At 35.0% G+C, this 24,854-nt stretch carries 18 protein-coding genes and 1 tRNA gene; 2 read left to right on the top strand and 17 right to left on the bottom strand.

Features of this window, described 5'->3' with window-relative positions:
* Positions 1-52: 52 nt before the first annotated feature.
* The 5 genes from RMR09_RS05485 to RMR09_RS05465 all read right to left on the bottom strand — a co-directional run bounded on the left by RMR09_RS05485 (position 53) and on the right by RMR09_RS05465 (position 7,910).
* Positions 53-1,516, bottom strand: a complete 1,464-nt coding sequence (locus RMR09_RS05485) for a LysM peptidoglycan-binding domain-containing protein (protein WP_310594793.1) — start codon at positions 1,514-1,516, stop codon at positions 53-55.
* Between the two features lie 268 nt (positions 1,517-1,784).
* Positions 1,785-4,556 (bottom strand): bifunctional aconitate hydratase 2/2-methylisocitrate dehydratase, encoded by a 2,772-nt coding sequence (locus RMR09_RS05480; protein WP_310595130.1) that lies wholly within the window; start codon positions 4,554-4,556, stop codon positions 1,785-1,787.
* Positions 4,557-4,833: 277 nt separating this feature from the next.
* Positions 4,834-5,787 (bottom strand): MoxR family ATPase, encoded by a 954-nt coding sequence (locus RMR09_RS05475; protein WP_310594792.1) that lies wholly within the window; start codon positions 5,785-5,787, stop codon positions 4,834-4,836.
* A gap of 83 nt (positions 5,788-5,870) precedes the next feature.
* Positions 5,871-7,301 (bottom strand): peptidylprolyl isomerase, encoded by a 1,431-nt coding sequence (locus tag RMR09_RS05470; RefSeq protein ID WP_310594791.1) that lies wholly within the window; start codon positions 7,299-7,301, stop codon positions 5,871-5,873.
* A gap of 234 nt (positions 7,302-7,535) precedes the next feature.
* Positions 7,536-7,910 carry a hypothetical protein gene (locus RMR09_RS05465; protein WP_310594790.1) on the bottom strand — a complete coding sequence of 125 codons (375 nt, stop codon included), beginning with the start codon at positions 7,908-7,910 and terminating at the stop codon, positions 7,536-7,538.
* 263 nt (positions 7,911-8,173) lie between these two features.
* On the opposite strand from RMR09_RS05465, the gene RMR09_RS05460 reads away from it, so the two are divergent.
* On the top strand, positions 8,174-9,763 hold the full coding sequence (locus RMR09_RS05460; RefSeq protein ID WP_296685891.1) for a peptide chain release factor 3: 1,590 nt from the start codon (positions 8,174-8,176) through the stop codon (positions 9,761-9,763).
* Here the strand turns inward: RMR09_RS05460 and RMR09_RS05455 are convergent, their stop codons facing one another.
* Positions 9,764-10,924 carry a histidine decarboxylase gene (locus RMR09_RS05455; protein WP_310594789.1) on the bottom strand — a complete coding sequence of 387 codons (1,161 nt, stop codon included), beginning with the start codon at positions 10,922-10,924 and terminating at the stop codon, positions 9,764-9,766.
* A 149-nt stretch (positions 10,925-11,073) separates the two neighbouring features.
* Here RMR09_RS05455 and RMR09_RS05450 point away from each other — a divergent pair, with 149 nt between their 5' ends.
* The gene (locus tag RMR09_RS05450; RefSeq protein WP_310594788.1) at positions 11,074-11,529 is read left to right on the top strand and encodes an Lrp/AsnC family transcriptional regulator; all 456 of its coding nucleotides are present in this window, start codon (positions 11,074-11,076) and stop codon (positions 11,527-11,529) included.
* 39 nt (positions 11,530-11,568) lie between these two features.
* Here RMR09_RS05450 and RMR09_RS05445 read toward each other — a convergent pair whose 3' ends face one another.
* The 11 genes from RMR09_RS05445 to tuf form a co-directional block, all read right to left on the bottom strand.
* Complete coding sequence (locus RMR09_RS05445; protein WP_229317243.1) at positions 11,569-11,871, bottom strand: DUF3467 domain-containing protein; 303 nt, start codon at positions 11,869-11,871, stop codon at positions 11,569-11,571.
* A 62-nt stretch (positions 11,872-11,933) separates the two neighbouring features.
* Entirely contained in the window at positions 11,934-16,241 is a 4,308-nt protein-coding gene (rpoC, locus tag RMR09_RS05440) for a DNA-directed RNA polymerase subunit beta' (RefSeq protein ID WP_310594787.1), read from the bottom strand.
* A 267-nt stretch (positions 16,242-16,508) separates the two neighbouring features.
* Positions 16,509-20,321, bottom strand: a complete 3,813-nt coding sequence (gene rpoB / locus RMR09_RS05435; RefSeq protein WP_310594786.1) for a DNA-directed RNA polymerase subunit beta — start codon at positions 20,319-20,321, stop codon at positions 16,509-16,511.
* A 260-nt stretch (positions 20,322-20,581) separates the two neighbouring features.
* Complete coding sequence (gene rplL, locus RMR09_RS05430; protein ID WP_310594785.1) at positions 20,582-20,953, bottom strand: 50S ribosomal protein L7/L12; 372 nt, start codon at positions 20,951-20,953, stop codon at positions 20,582-20,584.
* A gap of 83 nt (positions 20,954-21,036) precedes the next feature.
* Entirely contained in the window at positions 21,037-21,531 is a 495-nt protein-coding gene (gene rplJ / locus RMR09_RS05425; protein WP_264532592.1) for a 50S ribosomal protein L10, read from the bottom strand.
* Positions 21,532-21,553: 22 nt separating this feature from the next.
* On the bottom strand, positions 21,554-22,243 hold the full coding sequence (gene rplA / locus RMR09_RS05420) for a 50S ribosomal protein L1 (protein WP_229317256.1): 690 nt from the start codon (positions 22,241-22,243) through the stop codon (positions 21,554-21,556).
* Between the two features lie 13 nt (positions 22,244-22,256).
* Complete coding sequence (gene rplK, locus RMR09_RS05415) at positions 22,257-22,694, bottom strand: 50S ribosomal protein L11 (protein WP_310594784.1); 438 nt, start codon at positions 22,692-22,694, stop codon at positions 22,257-22,259.
* A 67-nt stretch (positions 22,695-22,761) separates the two neighbouring features.
* On the bottom strand, positions 22,762-23,313 hold the full coding sequence (gene nusG / locus RMR09_RS05410) for a transcription termination/antitermination protein NusG (RefSeq protein WP_310594783.1): 552 nt from the start codon (positions 23,311-23,313) through the stop codon (positions 22,762-22,764).
* 10 nt (positions 23,314-23,323) lie between these two features.
* Entirely contained in the window at positions 23,324-23,521 is a 198-nt protein-coding gene (gene secE, locus RMR09_RS05405; protein WP_229317259.1) for a preprotein translocase subunit SecE, read from the bottom strand.
* Positions 23,522-23,537: 16 nt separating this feature from the next.
* Positions 23,538-23,608: transfer RNA gene (locus RMR09_RS05400), tRNA-Trp, on the bottom strand.
* A 61-nt stretch (positions 23,609-23,669) separates the two neighbouring features.
* Entirely contained in the window at positions 23,670-24,854 is a 1,185-nt protein-coding gene (gene tuf, locus RMR09_RS05395; RefSeq protein ID WP_310594782.1) for an elongation factor Tu, read from the bottom strand.

Raw genomic sequence — 24,854 nt, 5'->3', positions numbered from 1 at the left:
TACCTATTTAAAACAAAAAACTCCTCAAATTGAGGAGTTGAAAATTAGAAGTTTATTGTTGTAACACCCTATTAATCTGGGTAAAATTTTTCTCGTAATATTTTTCTTTGGTAGAAGAAATAATAACACCACTTTGTGTTGAGGAATGAATAAATCGGATTTCACCATCACAAACCTCCACAACCATTCCAACGTGATTAATTTGATTTCCTCCTCTTGTCTTAAAGAAAATTAAATCGCCTTTTTTAGCCTCTTTTGTATCTACTTTTGTCCCAATTGCTGCCATTTCAATAGAAGATCTTGGCAATTTGATATCCAAAGAACTAAAAGTAGAATACATCAATCCCGAACAATCAAACCCATTTTTTGAGGTTCCTCCAGCACGGTATCGTGATCCTAAATTATCAGATGCCATACGAATTAATTCATCGGCTAATTCCTCGTTCGTATTCCATTGAGCAACACTACTCGCAATAGTAAGATTCTCTTGATTTGAAACGCTATTACTACTTTCTGAAGTTGCAACTTTTGTATCAGCAACATCTTCTTGAATTTCTTTTGCACCAGAAATAGTCAATTTAGCACCTACATACAAATTTTTAAGTATCGATGGATTTTGTATTTCTAATTCTGCTACCGAGATACCATATTTTTTTGCAATTCCGTATTTGGTTTCTTTAGGAAGCACCTCATGTACTATCGTTTTTTGATTTTGCTCAACAGCAACTTCTTTATTGACAACAGTAATTACTTCCTTAGTTTTTTCTTTCGTTTCTGTCTTATTAGAAACAATCACCTCAACTGGTTTGACTACCGGAGGAACTGTAACACTTCCTTCTTTTACTGGAATTACAATTTTTTGACCTGCCTTCAAAGGTTCTTTTTCTAATATTGGATTAGCTTTGTCCAAATCAGCCACGGAAATACCATATTGTCTAGCAATCCCAAATTTGGTTTCTGATGGCAATACCTCGTGAGTTGTTGTTTCCGTTTGTGTAACAACTGGTTCAGGAATACTCTTTTCTTGTTTTTCTTTTTGAACGACTTCTCTTTTTGGTTCAAATTTAGGAGCTTCTTTCTTAGTTATTGAGCTACCATTTGAATTGACTTTAGTAGGAATCTTGATTTTTTGTCCCGCTTTCAAACCTGTTTCTGCTAACTCAGGATTGGCATTATTCAATTCATCCAGAGAAATTTCATATTGCTTTGCGATACCAAATAATGTTTCTTTCGGTTGTACCTCATGAGTATTTTCAACTAAAGTAACCTTCGATTCCGTTTTTACTTTTACTCCTTTTGAAGTCTGACGCGGAATCAAAATAATAGATTCCAATTTTAGTACTCGGCTACAATCTGGATTGAGTTCGTAAATCGCACTTGGATCTACTTTATATTTTTGGGCTATTGCAGTTATAGTTTCCCCTTTTTGTACCGTATGCTTAATCAATTTTTCTTGAGAGAAAGCTGATAGACTAGTTAGGAACGATAAAATTAAAATTAGTTTGTAATACTTCATTCTGTTTTTAATTTTCAACCCGATTTAAACATCACGATGATTTTGAAACTTAAAAAATGACTTATAATTATCATTTCTTTACTGAAAAACGGGAATATTTCAAGAATTACAAAGATAGCCCTTTTTATCTCTAAAAAAGTTAAAGCATTTATAAAATTGACCACTTAAGTTGGGAAAACCAATTGAAATTAACCTTTTCAATGGGTAAAAAACAAAAAAGTCTAAGTAAAATTACTTAGACTTTTTAATTATTTATATAACTTATTTGTTACCTAACTAACAATTTGTGTGGCGGTGCAAACTTGGTTAAGTTAATTCCTTCCACTGCTTTTTTGTATTCTTCTATTGAAGGTGTTCTTCCTAGAATAGTAGATAAAACCACTACTGGAGTCGAAGAAAGTAATGATTCTCCTTTTTTCTCTGCAGTGTCCTCTACAACTCTTCCTTGGAATAAACGAGTAGAAGTTGCCATAACTGTATCTCCTTTAGATGCTTTTTCTTGATTACCCATACATAGGTTACACCCTGGACGCTCTAAATACAACATGTTTTCGTACTCAGTACGAGCTGTTCCTTTAGGTGCGTTATCATCAAATTCAAAACCAGAATATTTTCTCAACACTTCCCAGTCTCCTTCTGCTTTCAATTCGTCAACGATATTATAAGTAGGAGGAGCAACCACTAAAGGCGCTTTAAACTCTACTTTCCCTTCATGTTTCTCGATATTTTTAAGCATTTGAGCTAATATTTTCATATCACCTTTATGCACCATACAAGAACCAATGAAACCTAAATCAACCTTTTTAGTTCCTCCGTAGAAAGACAATGGTCGGATAGTATCGTGGGTATAACGTTTAGAAACGTCTTTATTATTTACATCTGGATCCGCAATCATTGGTTCGTTGATTACATCTAAATCAACTTCTAACTCTGCGTAATATTTAGCATTTGAATCAGGACGTAATGCTGGTTTATCACCTGTTTTAATTTCCTCAATTCTCTTGTTTGCTTTATTGATAAGGCCTTGAAGTACTTTTTTAGAATTATCCATACCCTTGTCAATCATGATTTGGATTCTTCCTTTAGCAATTTCTAAAGAGTTAATCAACGTGTCGTCTTCAGAAATACAGATAGATGCTTTTGCTTTCATTTCAGCAGACCAGTCCGTAAAAGTAAATGCTTGATCAGCCGTTAATGTCCCAATATGCACTTCGATAATTCTACCTTGGAAAACATTTTCTCCTCCAAATTTATGCAACATTTGTGCTTGGGTAGCATGAACTACATCACGGAAATCCATGTATTCTTTCATTGTTCCTTTGAAAGTCACTTTAACCGATTCCGGAATTGGCATAGAAGCCTCACCTGTAGCTAAAGCCAATGCAACCGTACCTGAGTCAGCCCCAAAAGCAACTCCCTTAGACATTCTAGTATGCGAGTCTCCACCAATAATGATAGCCCATTCATCAATAGTAATATCATTCAATACTTTGTGAATAACGTCTGTCATTGGATGATACACTCCTTTCGGATCACGTGCAGTGATTAATCCAAAATCATTCATAAATTGCATCAATTTCGGAATATTAGCTTGCGCTTTTTTATCCCAAACCGAAGCAGTATGACATCCTGATTGGTATGCTCCGTCAACAATTGGAGAAATCACTTTAGCTGCCATCGATTCTAATTCTTGGGCAGTCATCAATCCAGTTGTATCTTGCGAACCAACAATATTTACTTCTACACGAACATCTGAACCTGCATGTAATACTTTTCCAGGTGTTGTTCCAACCGCATTTTTGTTAAAAATTTTCTCAACTGCAGTTAAACCTTGTCCTTCATGTGAAACTTCTTTAGAAGGAGCAAAAACGGTTGGAATATCAATTCCTAACACTTTGCAAGCGAAGGTTTGAATTTTTTTACCAAAAACAATGGCATACGATCCACCTGCTTTAATAAATTCAATTTTTTGTGGTGTAAAAGATTTTGATAAATCTATTAACTCTTTATCACCATTATATAATTTCTTAGCTTTAGTATTGATTGTTAAAACCGTTCCTGTAGCAACTGAATACACTTGTTCTAAAATCGGATCTCCATTTTCATCACGAACCAATGTACCGTTTCCATCTACTTTTTTAACCCAGTTTTTCAAATCAATTCCAATACCACCTGTTACGTCAACAGTAGTAAGGAAAATTGGAGAAATTCCATTAGTTCCACCAACAATTGGTGCAATATTTACAAACGGAATGTATGGACTTGCTTTTTTCCCTGTCCAAAGTGCCACATTGTTCACTCCTGACATTCTAGAAGAACCTACACCCATTGTTCCTTTTTCAGCGATTAACATCACACTTTTATCTGGGTGTTGTGCTTGAAGTGCTTGAATCTCTTGTTGTGCCTGAGGAGTAATCATACATTTACCATGCAATTCACGATCTGAACGTGAGTGCGCTTGATTTCCTGGAGATAATAAATCGGTTGAAATATCACCTTCACCAGCAATGAATGTAACTACTTTAATTTCTTCTGGCAACTCCGGTAATTTTGTAAAAAATTCCGCTTTTGCATAGCTTTCCAAAATATCTTTTGCTACAGTGTTGCCATTGACATACGCTTCTTTCAAACGATCAGTATCGGCATCGTAAAGATATACTTGTGTTTTAAGAACATTTGAAGCTTGTTTTGCAATTGCTGCATCATTTCCTAAAGCCAAATCTAGTAACACTTCAATAGAAGTTCCACCTTTCATGTGAGACAACAATTCAAATGCAAAAGCTGGGGTAATTTCACTTACCACTTCTTTTCCAAGAATAATATCTTTTAAGAAATAAGCCTTTTTACCCGCTGCACTGGTTGTTCCAGGCAATGTATTATAAATAAAAAACGAAAGACATTCTTCTCTATTTGGGTTGTTAACGTCTTTGATTTGCGCTATGATTTCACTTAGTAAATCAGCACTATCAATTGGTTTTGGATGCAATCCTTGACCTTTTCTTTCTTCGATTTCTTTAATGTATTCGTTATAAAGATTCATTGCATTATCAATAGCCATAATATATTGGGTATTTTTTGTTTTTATATGTTTAGCAAATTTAGAAATTAAAGCCGAGATTTAAAAATAATTTAATAAAACTAGCTCTATCGCTTATTATTATTACAAAATAACAAATGAGATTTAATTTAATTATTAAAAGAACAATTTAACCTAATAAATACTAAATAATTAACAAAATAACTGTGTATTTACAAAGTCAAACAGGTCATTTTGATAAAAAAATAATCCTGAATTTCATCCTGACTATCTATCGTGTTTATAATAGTGTATCAATAATGATTTCTTCCGTAATTCCTTCGGCGTCAGCTTTGTAGTTTTTAATGATTCGATGGCGCAGAATCCCAATGGCAACTGCTTTTACATCTTCGATATCTGGAGAGAATTTCCCATTGAACGCAGCATGTGCTTTGGCAGCCAAAATTAAATTCTGAGAAGCTCTTGGCCCTGCCCCCCAATCCAAATAATTTTTCACAAAATCAGTTGACAATGGACTGTCTGGACGTGTTTTACTTACTAAAGTTACTGCATATTCAATGACATTATCTGCTACTGGGATGCGGCGAATTAAATGCTGAAAATCGATAATTTCTTGAGCCGTAAATAAGGGGTATATGTCACTTTTTGTATCCGAAGTGGTTTGTTTTACCACTTGTACTTCTTCTTGAAACGTGGGGTATTCCAATTTAATAGCAAACATGAATCGGTCTAATTGCGCTTCTGGCAAAGGATAAGTTCCTTCTTGCTCAATAGGGTTTTGAGTTGCTAAAACAAAATAAGGCAAATTCAACTGATATTGATTACCCGCAATAGTAACCGAACGTTCCTGCATCGCTTCAAGCAAAGCCGCTTGTGTTTTAGGAGGCGTCCTATTGATTTCATCCGCTAAAACTATATTGGTAAAAACTGGTCCTTTGATGAATTTAAACTGTCTGTTTTCATCTAAAATCTCACTTCCCAAAATATCCGAAGGCATTAAATCTGGCGTAAACTGAATGCGCTTGAAATCCAATCCCAAAGCCTGTGCCAACGTATTTACCATTAAGGTTTTGGCTAAACCTGGAACCCCTACTAACAAAGCATGTCCGCCAGAAAAAATAGCCAATACAATTTGGTCAATCACAGCATCTTGACCCACAATAATTTTGGCAATTTCATTTTTTAGCGCTGTTCTTTTTTGAACTAAACTTTGTATAGCAGCAACATCAGACATTTGAGGTATATTTTAAATTGAAAAGAGTTAGCAATATGATTTTGATTTCATAAAGCTAACCCTTTTTTGATTTTTTAAAAAATTTATTTTTTCAACCAATTGTTGGTAAACACACAATCTCTGTATTCACCTACAATTTTAATATAAGTAGATTTTATTTTTTCGTCAAACCATTTTGCTATCGCTTTGATTTGTTTTTCTTTTAACGCTAAATCTTTAATTTTAGTATAATCTTTGGCATAATCTGCCGTATGCTCGTTGATTCTATTCGTAACCGTAATTAATTTGTATTGCTTTTTACCTTCTTGTAATTCATCTAAAACCGGTGACGAAATCTCATTCTCTTTTAGATTAGAAACTTGAGCATACAAACTTGGATCCATTTTAGTCAATTCAAAACGCGTATCTTGTGTTTTAGGATTAATTAAAGTCCCTCCATTCGTTCTCGTTTCTTTCTCATCAGACAAGGTTCTTGCTGCTTCCGCAAAAGTGATTTCTTTGTCCATAATTCGTTTACGAATCAAGGCAATTTTTTCTTTTGCTTCTTGCAACGACTCATCAGTAACTTTAGGAGCCAATAAAATATGACGCAATTCTATCTCTTGTCCTTTTATTTTCTCAACGTAAATAATATGATACCCAAAATCTGTTTCGAAAGGCGCTGAAATTTCTCCTTCGGCTAAACTGAAGGCAACGTCTTTAAATTCTTTTACAAAAGGCGTTTTACGATTCATCTTGTAATACCCGCCACTTGCTCTTGAACCTGGGTCTTGTGAATACAAAACGGCTTTGGTTGCGAAACTAGACCCTTCTTGAATTTCTTTTTTAAATCCATTCAAACGATCAATTACTTTTTGTTTGTCAGCATCTGAAATTTTAGGTTTGACTACAATTTGAGCCACTTCCATTTCGGCACCAAAAACAGGCAATTCCTCTTTTGGTATTTTCTTAAAGAAATTACGAACCTCTTCGGGTGTAATTTGTACATCATCCACAATTTTCTTTTGCATTTCTGATGTCAACTTATTTTCTTTAAGAATGTCAAAGAAATAGGTTCTGAATTCTTCTTCGTTATTTTTTTTGTAGTAACTCACTACCTTATCCATAGAACCTAATTGTTCAGTCATGTAGTTCAAACGCTCGTCCATTAAGGTTTTTACCTCTGAATCGGTTACTTTAACACTATCCTGAACTGCCTGGTGCGCATACAATTTGTCTTCCATTAGTTTTCCTAACATCTGACATCTTGAAATATCCTTAACCGAACCACCTTGACTAGAAATTTCCAAATAGGCTTTATCAATATCTGAATCTAAAATAATATAATCTCCAACGGTAGCAATTACACCATCAACTTTCATTTTTTTAGTCGAGTTGGTTTTAGGAGTTTCTTTTGCCGGTTGCTCTTTAATCACTTCTTGAGCGGTTAAAGTCACTACAGAAAAAAGAAGCAAGAAAAAAGAAAGTACCTTCTTATTCATAAAAATGGTAATGGATGGTAATTGAAATATCATTGTTTAATTTTTATTTTTTAGTACTTCTATTACTAACTACAGAAGCCAAAATGTATTATTGCCAACAAAAATAACAATTCAATTAGAGAAAGCAAGTACTATGCGTACTATTAACAAAAAATTATTAGGAAATACAAAGGAAACGTTTTGAAAATAGAGTTGAGAATTCTTGAAATAACTTTTACTTCGAGGAAAGGAAACTTTGTGATAACGATATTCTTTTACTCTAATAATTTAGTAGTTTAACCATTTTGAGTATTCTCTCCAGTCATCTAAATAAATACTTTTTATATTGGTTATATTAAAATCTTCAAATCCAAGTTGTGAACACCTAGGATATTCTGCTTGAGATAAAACATCTCTATTATCACTATTAGCTTTATCGATATAAAAATTCAATAATGAAAGGTCTTTATCTGCGAGTTTCAAGATTGCGGCTGAAATCCTATTTATACCATCTGAACTATATCCGTTAAGTTTATATAAAGCTAAGGTCACTTCTTCAATATGTTCAGGAAATTCTCTTGCAATAAGAACCTCAAGTTTATTAGTTGTGACTTTAGCTGCAGGCTGAATTCCGAAAATTTTTATTTTAATCTCTTCAAACATTTTGTTAATTATCTGTTTATATATTCCTCTTTGCTCATCTTTTCATTTTCATATAATTTTTTGTATTGAGTCTATCAACGAAACTTGCTCTACAATTTTATCAATCTACTCAAATAATAAAGCTTTATATGTTTATCAAAAATATAAAAAAATTTGTACAAATAATTAAAAAGGCTGGAAGCTTTAAAGACATATCCAGAAAAGCATATGGAATTAGTTAATTAATGAAGTAAATAGTATTTTTGCAATCCATTATAGCAATTATGAGTTTTTTAGAAGAAATACAACGTAGGAGAACCTTTGGAATTATCTCGCATCCCGATGCAGGAAAGACGACACTAACCGAGAAATTACTCCTTTTTGGAGGGGCAATTCAGGAAGCGGGTGCGGTAAAAAATAACAAAATCAAGAAAGGCGCTACGTCTGACTTTATGGAAATTGAGCGTCAAAGAGGAATTTCGGTTTCGACTTCGGTTTTGGCATTCAATTACAAAGAGAAAAAAATCAACATTCTGGATACGCCTGGGCATAAGGATTTTGCCGAGGATACGTTTCGAACTTTGACTGCTGTGGACAGCGTAATTGTAGTGATTGACGTTGCCAAAGGAGTCGAGGAACAAACTGAAAAATTAGTTTCGGTATGTAGAATGCGAAACATTCCGATTATTGTTTTCATCAATAAATTAGACCGCGAAGGAAAAGATGCCTTTGACTTGATGGATGAAGTGGAGCAAAAACTGGGCTTGACCGTGACTCCGTTGAGTTTCCCAATTGGGATGGGTTACGACTTCCAAGGGATTTATAATTTATGGGAACAAAACATCAACTTATTTAGTGGCGATAGTCGCAAGAATATTGAAGAAACGATTGCTTTCTCGGACGTTCAAAGTCCTGAATTAGAAAAAATTATCGGTCAAAAACCTGCGGATAAACTCCGTGAAGAATTGGAATTGATTGACGAAGTCTATCCAAAATTTGACCGTCAAGACTACTTGGACGGAAAATTACAACCCGTGTTTTTTGGTTCGGCTTTGAATAATTTTGGAGTTAGAGAATTGTTGGATTGCTTTGTAGCGATTGCACCTTCGCCTCGACCTAAAGATTCTGAAACGCGTTTGGTTGATCCAAAAGAAGAAAAAATGTCAGGTTTTGTTTTCAAGATTCATGCGAATATGGACCCCAAACACCGAGATCGTTTGGCATTTATCAAAATCGTTTCGGGAACTTTTGAAAGAAATAAACCTTATTTTCACGTTCGCCAAAAGAAGAATTTAAAATTCTCAAGTCCGAACGCCTTTTTTGCTGAGAAAAAAGAAATTGTAGACATCTCCTACCCTGGTGACATTGTAGGATTGCACGATACGGGGAACTTCAAAATTGGAGACACTTTAACCGAAGGCGAAGTAATGAGCTTTAAGGGGATTCCGAGTTTTTCGCCAGAACATTTCCGTTACATCAATAATGCCGACCCACTAAAAGCCAAACAATTGGACAAAGGTGTGGATCAATTGATGGACGAAGGAGTAGCGCAGTTGTTCACCTTAGAAATGAACAATAGAAAAATCATTGGAACCGTCGGAGCCTTACAATACGAAGTAATTCAATACCGATTGGAACACGAATACGGTGCGAAATGTACGTACGAGAATTTTCCTGTTCACAAAGCATGTTGGGTAAAACCAGACGATGCTAAAAGTGAGGAATTCAAAGAATTCAAACGTATTAAGCAAAAGTTTTTGGCTCATGATAAATACGGACAATTGGTTTTCTTAGCCGATTCCGATTTTACCATTCAAATGACCCAAAGTAAATATCCGAACGTGAAGTTGTTTTTTACTTCAGAATTCGAATAATTAAAACGCAAATTCAAAGTCATTTTTGACCACTTCAACACAATTTTGAATATCTGAAATCAATTCATCGATTTGATTTTTAGTCACACTTGGCATACAAATGATATGTGAAATTGTTTCTTGAGTAGCTAGTTGCCATTTGGCAATAATCGTGTCAGCAACTTTTGGAAACACTACTGTAATAGCATTGGGATTTCTCCACGCAGGAATCCCAATTTCATTTAATCTCGTTTCGCAATAAGCAGCCACTTCAAGACTGTTTTGGAATCGTTGTCTCAATCCTTCTACTCCCATTTTTTTTAAGGCATACCATAAAAAAAGAGGACAGTGTCCGTTTCTAGAACCTGTAATTGTAGTATCTAAAGAACCTATATACGATATTCCTTTGGCAATTCGATCTCTATTCGAACGCTTGGTAATAATAACTCCTGAAGGAATTGGCGAACCAATAAACTTGTGTCCGCTAATAGAAATACTATCTGCACCATCCATAAAGTCAAACGGCACTCGCGGCTCAATAAAAGGGCCATAACTACCCGATAACGCTCCGTCACAATGAATATAACTATCTTGAATTGCTAGACTTCTTAAAATGGTTTTGATTTTAGAAACATCGTCTTTAGCTTCTTTCATGGTGGTACCAAAATTAGCTAAAATAATAGCGGGCTTATCGCGATTAATTCGCAAGGTGTTTTCTAAATCAGTATAATCAATTTCACCATTTTCTTGAGAACGAATGACAATACTAGGAATATTTAACAAATGAATATTTTTTCGAATACTATAATGTGTCGATTCAGAATAATACACCATTCCTTTAGGATACAATTCTCTGGCCAGATATAAACCATACAAATTACTTTCGGAACCACCATTAGTAACGTACCCCCAATAATCATTCGGATCAGCTCTAAACAATTTAGCAAAAAAACCTACTACTTCTCTTTCGAGTTCATGAGTTTTTACTTTATTTATCGAATTTTCAAATGGATCACCTACATTGTTAATTGGGTATTTTAAAAATGGCATCACTTCTGAAAAATCAAAATCTTTTGAAATAGGATATCCTATGGAGTTGTGATTAGAAATAGCAATAATTTGCTCTAAATCTACTAAACGTTGTGCATCTGTATCGGTCAAGAAAACTGAATTTGATTCCATTATGTTTTTTTGGTAAATTTATATTTATTTTAAAAATATTCTAAATAATAACAAAAATTGATATTTTAATTCTAAATAATACTACATTAGCAGAATAATACTATTAAAACCGAATTGGTAAATAATAAAAACAATAAAAATATTTTGAAATGGACGCTATAGACAAACGAATTTTAATGGTTTTACAAGATGATGCTAAAGCCAACATCAAAATGATTGCCGAAAAATCAGGTTTATCAGTCTCTCCTACCTTTGCCCGAATCAAAAAGTTAGAACAATTAGGCTATATCAAAAAATACGTAGCCTTACTCGACGAAGTGAAAATTGGGAAATCGATTCAAGTATTTTGCCAAGTAACGCTATCTACTCATTCTAAAGATTTTATTGATAATTTTAAAAAACAAATCCAAAAACTGCATGAAGTAATGGGCTGTTATCATGTCTCTGGAAACTATGACTTTTTATTAAAAATAGCCGTGAAAGACATGAATGAATACCAAAAATTTGCAGTAGATAAATTAGCTATTATAGAAGGTATCTCCAATGTTCAGAGCACATTTGTGTTAGAAGAAATTAAAAACGAAGTAGCACACAAACTACAATAAATAAAAAAGAGGTTTCATTTCTGAAACCTCTTTTTTGTATTAAGCTTGTCCCGCAGGACCAAAATTCAATGGAATTGGAGCTTGCTCCGTGTCTTTTATTTCGCCATGAGCGACTTCAAAACGGTGAATATTTTCTCCAATGGCTTTCAACAATCTTTTAGCATGTTGCGGAGTCAAAACAATTCTTGATTTTACTTTTGCTTTAGGAATGCCTGGCATAATGCTTACAAAATCTAAAACAAATTCAGAAGAAGAATGATTAATAATAGCCAAATTAGAATAAATCCCTTCGGCAGTTTGCTCATCTAACTCAATGTTGATCTGGTCTTGTTGCTCTGTCATAATAAAAAGAGTAAAAAAATCAAAGTCTGTATTGCTACAGACTTTGAAACTTTATATTTGAATTAATAAATATATTCTTCTTTGTTAGCCATCATTTCATTGTAGTCTTCTTTAGATCCTACAATCGTATGATCGTATTCTCTCATACCTGTACCAGCAGGAATTCTATGACCTACAATAACATTTTCTTTCAATCCTTCTAAGTAATCTACTTTACCTGCAACTGCAGCCTCGTTTAATACTTTAGTTGTTTCTTGGAAAGAAGCAGCTGAAATAAATGATTTCGTTTGTAATGAAGCTCTTGTAATACCTTGAAGAACTGGAGTAGCTGTTGCAGTGATTACATCGCGTGCCACAACTAGGTTTTTATCATTACGTTTCAATAACGAATTTTCATCACGTAATTGACGTGGCGTAATAATTTGACCTGGTTTCAAGACATCAGAATCGCCTGCATCTTCTACCACTTTCATTCCGTATAACTTATCGTTTTCTAAGATAAAATCTTTAGTGTGAATCAATTGATCTTCTAAGAACAATGTATCTCCTGGATCTTGAACTCTTACTTTACGCATCATTTGACGAATAACCACCTCAAAGTGTTTGTCGTTGATTTTTACCCCTTGTAAACGGTATACCTCTTGAATTTCATTTACCAAGTACTGTTGAACAGCTGCTGGACCTTGAATTCTTAAAATATCGTCTGGAGTAATAGCACCATCTGACAAAGGAACACCTGCTCTAACGAAGTCATTTTCTTGAACTAAGATTTGACTTGATAATTTTACTAGGTATTTCTTCACTTCACCAAATTTAGATTCGATGATGATTTCACGATTACCACGTTTGATTTTTCCGAAAGAAACAACACCGTCGATTTCTGAAACTACCGCTGGGTTTGAAGGATTACGAGCTTCTAACAACTCTGTAATTCTTGGTAAACCTCCTGTAATATCTCCTGATTTAGAAGAACGACGTGGAATTTTAACCAATACTTTACCCGCTTTAATTTTCTCACCATCATCAACCATCAAGTGGGCTCCAACTGGTAAGTTGTAAGAACGAATTAATTCATTGTCTTTACCGTAAACCAATAAAGTTGGAATTAATTTTTTGTTTCTTGCTTCAGAAATTACTTTTTCTTGGAAACCAGTTTGCTCATCGATTTCAACCATGAACGATTGTCCTTGCTCTAAATCTTCGTAAGCAATTTTACCAGTAAACTCAGAAACAATAACTCCATTATATGGATCCCATTTACAGATTACTTCTCCTTTTCCAACAGACTGACCGTCTTTTACAAAGATACTTGAACCGTAAGGAATGTTATTGGTACTTAATAAAATACCTGTTTTTTCGTCAACTAATTTCAATTCAGTAGAACGAGAAACAACAATATCCACTGCGTTTCCTTCGCTATCTTCTCCTTTTACTGTTTTCAAATCTTCAATTTCTAGTTTTCCTGGGAAACGAGCAACAATGCTAGATTCTTCAGAAATACCTCCTGCAACCCCTCCAACGTGGAATGTTCTAAGTGTCAACTGTGTACCAGGCTCTCCAATAGATTGAGCAGCGATAACTCCAACTGCCTCTCCTCTTTGAGTCATTTTTCCAGTAGCTAAGTTTCTACCATAACATTTAGCACAGATTCCTTTTAATGCCTCACAAGTTAATGGAGAACGAACCTCTACTTTTTCTAATGGAGATGCTTCAATTGCTTTCACAATTGCTTCTGTAATTTGTTGACCAGAGGCAACTAATACTTCATTGTTCAAAGGATTAATAACATCTTGCAATGCTACACGTCCAAGAATTCTTTCTCCTAAAGATTCTACGATTTCTTCGTTTTTCTTTAAAGCAGAAACTTCAACACCTCTTAATGTACCACAATCATCAATGTTTACAATTACGTCTTGAGAAACGTCATGTAATCTTCTTGTTAAGTATCCTGCATCTGCAGTTTTAAGAGCGGTATCCGCAAGACCTTTACGAGCACCGTGAGTAGAAATAAAGTACTCAAGGATAGAAAGACCTTCTTTAAAGTTAGACAAAATCGGGTTTTCAATAATTTCACCACCACCAGCAGTCGATTTTTTAGGCTTAGCCATCAAACCACGCATACCAGTTAACTGACGAATTTGTTCTTTAGATCCCCTTGCTCCAGAGTCAAGCATCATATACACAGAGTTGAAACCTTGTTGGTCTTCTCTAATGTTTTTCATTGCTGCTTCTGTTAATTGAGCATTGGTTGAAGTCCACACGTCAATAACTTGGTTGTAACGTTCGTTATTGGTGATAAGACCCATGTTATAGTTAGCAGAAATACCTTCAACTTGTTCTCTAGCATCTGCAATCAATTTTGTTTTTTGCTCTGGAATTCTAATATCCCCTAATGAGAATGACAATCCACCTTTGAAGGCAAATTTGTACCCCATATCTTTCATATTATCTAAGAACGCAGCTGTAGTAGGTACATCAGTAACACTTAAAATGTGACCGATAATATCTCTTAAGTTTTTCTTAGTCAATACATCATTGATATATCCAGCAGCTTCAGGAACTACTTCATTAAACAATACACGACCTGCAGTAGTTTGGATTATTTTGTAAACCAACTCTCCATTTTCATTAAAATCTTTAGCTCTAATTTTCACACGAGCATTCAATTCTAATTGGCCTTCGTTTAATGCAATGTTTACCTCTTCAGCAGAATAGAAAGTCAAATCTTGACCTAAAATTTTATGCTCAGGAGTAGATAAACGTTCTTTGGTCATATAATATAGACCCAAAACCATGTCTTGAGAAGGTACCGTGATAGGCGCTCCATTAGCAGGGTTCAAAATATTGTGAGAAGCCAACATTAATAATTGTGCCTCCAAGATTGCTTCTGGTCCTAATGGCAAGTGAACTGCCATCTGGTCTCCATCAAAATCCGCGTTGAATGCCGTACACACTAAAGGGTGCAATTGGATTGCTTTTCCTTCAATTAATTTCGGTTGGAACGCTTGAATACCTAAACGGTGCAAAGTAGGAGCACGATTCAGTAATACTGGGTGACCTTTGATTACATTTTCAAGGATATCCCAAACTACAGGCTCTTTTTTATCAATTATTTTTTTAGCTGATTTTACCGTTTTTACAATACCTCTTTCAATCAATTTACGGATTACGAAAGGTTTGTACAATTCAGATGCCATATCTTTTGGGATACCACATTCGAATAATTTCAACTCAGGTCCAACAACAATTACCGAACGAGCAGAATAATCCACACGTTTTCCAAGTAAGTTTTGACGGAAACGTCCTTGTTTCCCTTTTAATGAATCCGATAATGATTTTAATGGTCTGTTCGATTCTGTTTTTACTGCAGATGCTTTACGAGTATTATCGAAAAGTGAATCTACAGACTCTTGCAACATACGTTTTTCGTTTCTCAAGATTACCTCAGGAGCTTTGATCTCCATCAATCTTTTCAAACGATTGTTACGTATAATTACACGACGGTATAAATCATTCAAATCAGAAGTAGCAAAACGACCTCCATCAAGTGGCACCAATGGACGTAATTCTGGTGGAATAACTGGAACTACTTTCATAATCATCCATTCTGGGCGATTTTCACGGTTCAAGTTAGACTCACGGAAAGACTCTACTACTTGTAATCTTTTTAATGCTTCTGTTTTACGTTGTTTAGACGTTTCATTGTTAGCACTGTGACGTAAACTGTATGATAACTCATCTAAGTCGATACGTGCTAATAAATCCATAATACACTCTGCTCCCATTTTGGCAACAAATTTATTAGGATCAAAATCATCTAAATATTGATTGTCAGCTGGAAGTGTATCTAAAATATTCAAATACTCTTCTTCTGTCAAGAAATCTAATCTTTGTAAAGACTCTCCTTCAGCATTTTTAGCAATACCCGCTTGGATTACTACGTATCTTTCGTAGTAAATAATCATGTCTAATTTCTTAGATGGCAATCCAAGGATATAACCAATTTTGTTTGGAAGAGAACGGAAATACCAAATATGAGCAATTGGCACAACAAGGTTGATGTGTCCTACTCTATCTCTACGAACTTTTTTCTCCGTAACTTCAACACCACAACGATCACAAATGATTCCTTTGTAACGAATTCTTTTGTATTTTCCACAAGCACATTCAAAATCCTTAACAGGACCGAAAATTCTTTCACAGAAAAGACCATCACGCTCTGGTTTGTGTGTTCTATAGTTGATAGTCTCTGGTTTTAATACTTCACCTCTTGATTCTTTTAAGATAGATTCAGGAGAAGCAAGTCCTATCGAAATTTTGTCGAACCTTTTTACTTGGTTCTTGTCTTTATTATTTCTATTATTCATCATAGTTTTTACTATTGATTTATTTGCAATTAAAAAATTGATTTAGATTTATGACTTGTTCCAATTAGTGATTAAACTCTTCAAAACAAACCATTCAGCTAATACCTCGAATTACTTCTCTAAACTTCAAACTAATTTTGAAGTGCTAGTTATAAAAACCTAAAGGCTTCAATAAAAAATCGGAACGGTTTACGGGTATAAATCCTTAAAAACTTATTATAAATAAAGTATTCAGTTCCAAACTAATGGAACTGAATACAGCATTCTTTTTTATTCTTCTAATCTGATGTCTAATCCAAGACCTTTCAATTCATGCATTAATACATTGAATGATTCTGGCAATCCTGGTTCTGGCATAGACTCACCTTTAACGATTGCTTCGTAAGATTTAGCTCTACCAATAACATCATCAGACTTAACAGTCAAGATCTCTCTCAATGTACTTGAAGCTCCATATGCCTCAAGAGCCCAAACCTCCATCTCTCCAAAACGTTGACCTCCAAATTGAGCTTTACCACCCAATGGTTGTTGTGTAATCAACGAGTATGGTCCGATAGAACGTGCGTGCATTTTATCATCTACCATGTGTCCTAATTTCAACATATAGATAACACCCACAGTTGCAGCTTGGTGGAAACGTTCTCCAGTACCTCCATCATAAAGATGTGTGTGTCCAAAACGTGGTACACCTGCTTCGTCTGTCAAGGCATTGATTTCGTCTAAAGAAGCACCATCAAAAATTGGAGTAGCAAATTTTCTACCCAAGTTCATACCTGCCCATCCTAAAACGGTTTCATAAATCTGACCAATGTTCATACGAGAAGGTACCCCAAGTGGATTCAATACAATATCAACTGGTGTTCCGTCTTCCAAGAAAGGCATATCTTCATGACGAACGATACGAGCAACAATACCTTTGTTACCGTGACGACCCGCCATTTTATCCCCAACTTTCAACTTACGTTTTTTAGCGATATATACTTTCGCTAATTTCAAGATTCCCGCTGGCAATTCATCCCCAACAGTAATCGTGAATTTTTCTCTACGTAAAGCTCCTTGTAAGTCGTTCAATTTAATTTTATAGTTATGAATCAAATCATTAACCATTTTATTAGTTGCATCATCAGCAACCCATTGACCTTTACTTAAGTGAGCGAAATCTTCAACAGCGTACAACATTTTTTGAGTATATTTTTTACCTTTTGGTAAAACTTCTTCACCCAAATCATTCATTACACCTTGAGACGTTTTTCCGTTAACGATAACGAACAATTTCTCTACTAATTTGTCTTTCAATTCAACAAATTTAGTTTCGAATTCAGATTCAAGAGCTGTTAAAGCATCTTTATCTTGCGTTCTCTTACGTTTATCTTTTACCGCTCTTGCGAATAATTTTTTATCTAAAACTACACCGTGTAGAGAAGGAGACGCTTTTAACGATGCATCTTTTACATCACCTGCTTTATCCCCGAAGATAGCACGAAGCAATTTCTCTTCTGGAGTAGGATCTGATTCTCCTTTTGGCGTAATTTTTCCGATAAGAATATCACCAGGTTTCACCTCGGCTCCAATTCTAATCATACCGTTTTCATCTAAGTCTTTAGTGGCCTCTTCAGAAACGTTAGGAATATCATTCGTTAGCTCTTCGTTACCTAATTTAGTATCTCTCACTTCTAATGAATAATCATCAACGTGAATAGAGGTAAAGATATCGTCACGAACTACTTTCTCAGAAATTACAATCGCATCCTCAAAGTTATACCCTTTCCAAGGCATGAAGGCAACTTTAAGGTTTCTACCTAAAGCCAACTCTCCATTTTGAGTAGCATATCCTTCAGATAAAACTTGACCTGGAACTACTCTATCACCTTTTCTTACGATAGGTTTCAAGTTGATACTTGTTCCTTGGTTGGTTTTTCTAAATTTGATTAAATTGTATGTTTTCTCATCAGTATCAAAACTCACCATTCTTTCTTCTTCAGAACGATCGTATTTAATAGTAATGATATTAGCATCAACGTATTCAACTGTTCCGTGTCCTTCAGCATTAATTAATACTCTAGAATCCGAAGCCACTTGACGCTCTAAACCAGTTCCAACAATTGGAGCTTCTGGACGAATCAAAGGTACTGCTTGACGCATCATGTTTGATCCCATCAACGCACGGTTCGCATCATCATGTTCCAAGAAAGGAATTAATGAAGCCGAAATCGATGCAATTTGGTTCGGAGCAACGTCAGTATAATGAACATTAGATGGTTCAATTACAGGGAAATCACCTTCTTGACGTGCAATTACGTTATCAGCAGTAATTTTTCCTGAATTATCCATTTGAATGTTTGCTTGCGCAATCATCATACCTTCTTCTTCTTCAGCGCTTAAGTAAACAGGAGTAGATTCTAAATCTACTACACCATTAGTTACTTTACGGTAAGGAGTCTCAATGAATCCCATACCATTCACTTTAGCATAAACACCTAAAGATGAAATCAAACCAATGTTTGGTCCCTCTGGTGTTTCAATAGGACATAAACGTCCGTAGTGCGTATAGTGAACGTCACGAACCTCGAAACCAGCTCTTTCTCTTGAAAGTCCACCTGGTCCAAGTGCAGATAATCTTCTTTTGTGTGTAATCTCAGCTAATGGATTCGTTTGATCCATAAATTGAGACAACTGGTTAGTTCCAAAGAAAGAGTTAATTACAGAAGATAATGTTTTAGCATTAATCAAATCAATAGGTGTAAACACCTCGTTATCTCTAACGTTCATTCTTTCTCTAATGGTTCTAGCCATACGAGCTAAACCAACACCGAATTGTTGAGACAATTGTTCACCAACTGTTCTAACACGACGGTTTGATAAGTGATCGATATCATCAATCTCCGCTTTAGAGTTGATCAATTCAATCAAATATTTTACAATGGTAATGATATCTTCTTTGGTAAGCACTTGCTTTTCCATTGGGATATCTAAACCAAGTTTTTTGTTCATTCTGTAACGACCTACTTCACCTAAGTTATAACGTTGGTCAGAGAAGAACAATTTATCGATAATGCCTCGAGCAGTTTCTTCATCAGGCGGTTCTGCGTTACGCAATTGTCTGTAGATATGCTCAACAGCTTCTTTTTCAGAGTTTGTTGGATCTTTTTGTAACGTATTGTGAATGATAGCATAATCACCTTGATTAGCATCTTCTTTATGTAACAAAATAGATTTAACGTTAGAATCAATGATTTCTTCTACATTATCTTTGTCGATAATGGTATCTCTATCAAGGATAATCTCGTTACGTTCGATAGAAACCACCTCGCCAGTATCTTCATCAACGAAGTCTTCGTGCCATGTATTCAATACACGTGCCGCTAATTTTCTACCAATATATTTTTTAAGTCCTGTTTTAGAAACTTTAATTTCTTCAGCAAGGTCAAAAATTTCAAGGATATCTTTATCTCTTTCAAAACCAATTGCTCTAAAAAGAGTCGTAACTGGTAATTTTTTCTTTCTATCGATATAAGCATACATTACGCTATTGATATCAGTAGAAAATTCTATCCAAGAACCTTTAAAAGGAATTACTCTGGCAGAATATAATTTAGTTCCATTTGCATGGAATGATTGTCCAAAGAAAACACCAGGTGATCTGTGTAATTGAGAAACAACTACACGCTCAGCACCATTGATAACAAAAGTACCACTTGGAGTCATGTAAGGAATTGTTCCAAGATATACATCTTGTACAATAGTTTCAAAGTCTTCGTGTTCTGGATCTGTACAATACAGTTTTAAACGCGCTTTTAAAGGCACACTATACGTAAGTCCTCTTTCTATACATTCTTGAATTGTATAACGTGGTGGATCTACAAAATAATCGAGAAATTCTAATACAAAGTTATTTCTTGTATCTGTGATTGGGAAGTTTTCCATGAAGGTGTTGTACAACCCTTCGTCGCCTCTTTCGTCAGATTTAGTTTCCAATTGGAAAAAATCTTTAAACGATTTAACCTGAACATCTAGAAAATCTGGATATGCAGGAATATTTTTTGTTGAGGCAAAATTCAATCTTTCAGTCTGATTCGTTATCATCGATGGACAAAATTTTGATTTAAAAAAAGTAATTTTTTGTGTAAAACACTGTTTAATCTATACTTTCTTTTTGTAACCAACACATCTTTAAAAATAGACTATCAATAGTGTATTTTTTGTCTTCGTATTGATCAAAAACTTTTTCGTATTTTAAACTAATTTATAATAAAACTGGTAATAATTTTATTATACGAAAAATGGTTTAGGTCATTGAGTGTTACAACTCAAGACCTAAACCTTGTTCTAAAACTATGTAAAAGTTATTTTAACTCAACAACAGCTCCAGCTTCTTCTAAAGATTTTTTAAGCCCTTCAGCTTCTTCTTTAGAAACACCTTCTTTAACGTTACTTGGAGCACCGTCAACTACATCTTTAGCTTCTTTCAAACCTAAACCTGTAAGTTCTTTTACTAATTTAACAACTGCTAATTTAGAAGCACCAGCATCTTTCAATACTACAGTGTACTCTGATTGCTCAGCAGCACCACCAGCATCAGCACCACCAGCAGCAACTACTACAGCTGCAGCAGCAGGCTCGATACCATACTCATCTTTTAATATTGTTGCTAATTCGTTAACTTCTTTTACTGTTAGGTTAACTAATTGTTCTGCGAATTGTTTCAAATCTGCCATTTTTTCTATCGTTTTAAAATGATTTGTAAAATATAATTTATTTATTGTGCGCGTTTTCTACACTTAATTTAAGCAAAGCTTAATTAAGCAACCTCTTCGTCTTTGAAGTGGTTTTGAAGAGCAGAAATAACTCGTTGTGCTGGTGATTGAAGTAATCCAATGATTTCGCCAATAAGTTCTTCTTTCGATTTGATAGTTGCCAAAGCATCTAATTGATCGTCTCCAATGTAAACTTCAGAATTAATGTAAGCACCTTTTAATACAGGCTTATCTGATTTTTTTCTGAAATCTTTAATTATTTTTCCAGGTGCATTAGCTATATCTGCAATAAAAATAGCGCTGTTACCAGTTAATACTGATGGCAAGTCACCATAATCATTATCAGAAGCCTCCATTGCTTTTGCAAGCAAAGTGTTTTTTACAACCTCTAATTTAATACCTGCTTTAAAACAAGCTCTTCTTAAGTCTGAAGTAGTCTCTGCATTAAGTCCAGAAATATCAGATACATAAATAACATTTGTACCAGCTAACTGTGCAGTTAAATCTTCAATCGCGATTGATTTTTCTTCTCTAGTCATACTAAAAATTATTAACTACCAATTATACTGCTTTTGGATCCAATGCAATTGCAGGACTCATTGTGCTTGTAAGGTGAATACCTTTAATATAGGTACCTTTAGCAGCAGTTGGTTTAAGTTTGATTAATGTTTGAATAATTTCGTGTGCATTGTCATAGATTTTATCAGCATCAAAAGATACTTTACCTATACCTGCGTGTACAATACCAGTTTTATCAACTTTGAAATCGATTTTACCAGCTTTAACTTCTTGAACTGCTTTTGCAACATCCATAGTTACCGTACCTGTTTTTGGGTTTGGCATTAAACCTCTAGGTCCTAAAACACGACCTAATGGACCTAATTTACCCATAACAGCAGGCATAGTGATGATTACATCAATATCAGTCCAACCGTCTTTAATTTTTTGAAGGTAATCATCTAAACCAACGTGGTCTGCACCAGCCGCTTTAGCTTCAGCTTCTTTATCAGGAGTTACAAGAGCCAAAACTCTTACATCTTTACCTGTTCCATGAGGCAATGTTACCACACCTCTTACCATTTGATTCGCTTTTCTAGGATCAACTCCTAAACGTACTGCGATATCAACAGACTCATCAAATTTTGCAGAAGCAATAACTTTAATTAATGCAGCAGCATCTTTTAAAGAATACAATTTGTTCTTTTCAATTTTTGAAGCAGCCTCTTTTTGCTTTTTTGTCAATTTTGCCATGTCTTTCTCTTAATTAAAAAGGAGCTTCTCCTGATACAGTTATACCCATAGATCTAGCTGTTCCAGCAACCATACTCATTGCAGACTCGATTGTGAATGCATTTAAGTCAGGCATCTTGTCTTCAGCAATTGCTCTAATTTGTTCCCAAGTAACACTAGCTACTTTTTTACGATTAGGCTCACCAGAACCAGATTTTAGCTTTGCAGCTTCCAATAACTGAACTGCTGCTGGAGGAGTCTTAACGACAAAATCAAATGATTTGTCTTTGTACACAGTGATTTGCACTGGACAAATTTTGCCAGGTTTATCTTGAGTTCTAGCATTAAATTGCTTACAGAACTCCATGATGTTTACCCCAGCAGCTCCTAAAGCAGGTCCAACCGGTGGCGACGGATTCGCAGCACCTCCCTTAACTTGTAGTTTAACTACCTTACTAATTTCTTTAGCCATTTTTTAAAAAATTTAACATTACAATCATTGGAAGCAATTGTAATGATTATTATAGATGTAACAAAAATTATACTTTTTCAACTTGCATAAAACTCAATTCTAATGGTGTTTTTCTTCCGAAAATTTTCACCATTACTTCAAGTTTACGCTTTTCTTCATTTATTTTTTCAACCGTACCGTTGAAACCGTTGAAAGGTCCATCAATAACCTTAACTGTTTCTCCTAAGTTGAATGGTATCGCTTGAGTATCTGTAGTAACAGCTAACTCATCTACTTTACCTAACATTCTATTTACTTCTGCTACTCGTAAAGGAACTGGTTCCCCATTTTTAGTTTCACCTAAAAATCCAATAACACTAGTGATAGACTTAATAATATGAGGAATCTCACCAACTAAGTTAGCTTCAATCATAACGTAGCCAGGAAAATACACTTTATCCTTAGCTATTTTTTTACCATCTTTAACGGTAACAATTTTTTCTGTTGGAACTAGTACCTGAGAAACATAATCTCCCATACCCAAACGAGCAATTTCAGTCTCGATATAAGCTTTAACCTTATTCTCTTGACCGCTTACTGCACGAACGACATACCATTTCTTAATATTATTATCTGTCATCACAAAAAAATTACGCTTTTAACCAGTTAAAAAATCCAGCTAATGCTTTCGCAAAAACTTCATCTACTCCCCAAGTTGCCAAGGCGAATACTACTGAAAAAACAGCAACAACAATTGTTAGACGTTGTACTTCAGACCAAGCTGGCCAAGTTACATTTGATTTTAACTCTTCAAATGCTTCCGATATGTAATTAACAACTTTTGTCATTATGATATATATTTTGCACGGGCGGAGGGATTCGAACCCCCATCAACGGTTTTGGAGACCGCTATTCTACCCTTGAACTACGCCCGTTTGTTAATAAAAGCCAGTAATGTTTCCATTACTGGCTTTTTATTTTTATACTTAAATAGTACTATAGAATTTCAGTTACCTGACCAGCACCTACAGTTCTACCACCCTCACGGATAGCGAAACGTAAACCTACATTCATAGCGATTTCGCTCAACAAATTAACTTCGATAGTTAAGTTATCTCCTGGCATCACCATTTCTACACCAGCAGGCAAAGTAATTACACCTGTTACGTCTGTTGTACGAACATAGAATTGTGGACGGTAGTTATTGTGAAATGGTGTGTGACGACCACCTTCTTCTTTTTTCAAGATATACACCTCAGCTTTGAAATGAGCGTGTGGTTTTACAGATCCTGGTTTTACAATAACCATACCTCTTTTGATATCTTCTTTAGCAACACCTCTTAACAAGATACCTGCGTTATCTCCAGCCTCACCTCTATCAAGGATTTGACGGAACATTTCGATACCTGTAATAGTAGAAGTTAATTTTTCAGCACCCATACCGATGATTTCAACTGGATCTCCAGTATTACAAACTCCAGTTTCGATACGACCTGTAGCAACAGTTCCACGACCTGTAATTGTAAATACATCTTCAACCGGCATCAAGAATGGTTTTTCAGTATCACGAATTGGCTCTTCAATCCAAGCATCAACAGCTTCCATCAATTCAATGATTTTAGGAACCCAGTTTGGATCATTGTTCAATCCACCTAAAGCAGAACCTTGAACAACAGGACCATTATCTCCATCATATTCGTAGAAAGATAATAAATCTCTAATTTCCATTTCTACTAATTCTAATAATTCCGCATCATCAACCATATCCACTTTGTTCATGAATACAACGATTCTAGGAATACCTACTTGACGTCCTAAAAGGATGTGCTCACGTGTTTGTGGCATTGGACCATCAGTAGCAGCAACTACTAAGATAGCACCATCCATTTGAGCAGCACCAGTAACCATGTTTTTTACGTAATCCGCGTGACCAGGACAGTCAACGTGTGCGTAGTGACGGTTAGCAGTTTCATACTCTACGTGTGAAGTATTAATTGTAATACCTCTTTCTTTTTCTTCTGGAGCATTATCAATTTGATCAAATGATTTTGCTTGACAGTAACCAGCATCAGATAATACTTTCGTGATTGCTGCTGTTAAAGTTGTTTTACCGTGATCCACGTGTCCGATCGTACCAATATTTAAGTGTGGTTTCGAACGGTTAAAGGTTTCTTTTGCCAT

Source organism: Flavobacterium sp., assembly GCF_031537875.1.
GTDB lineage: Bacteria > Bacteroidota > Bacteroidia > Flavobacteriales > Flavobacteriaceae > Flavobacterium.
This window is presented reverse-complemented; position numbering and strand designations above follow the sequence as displayed.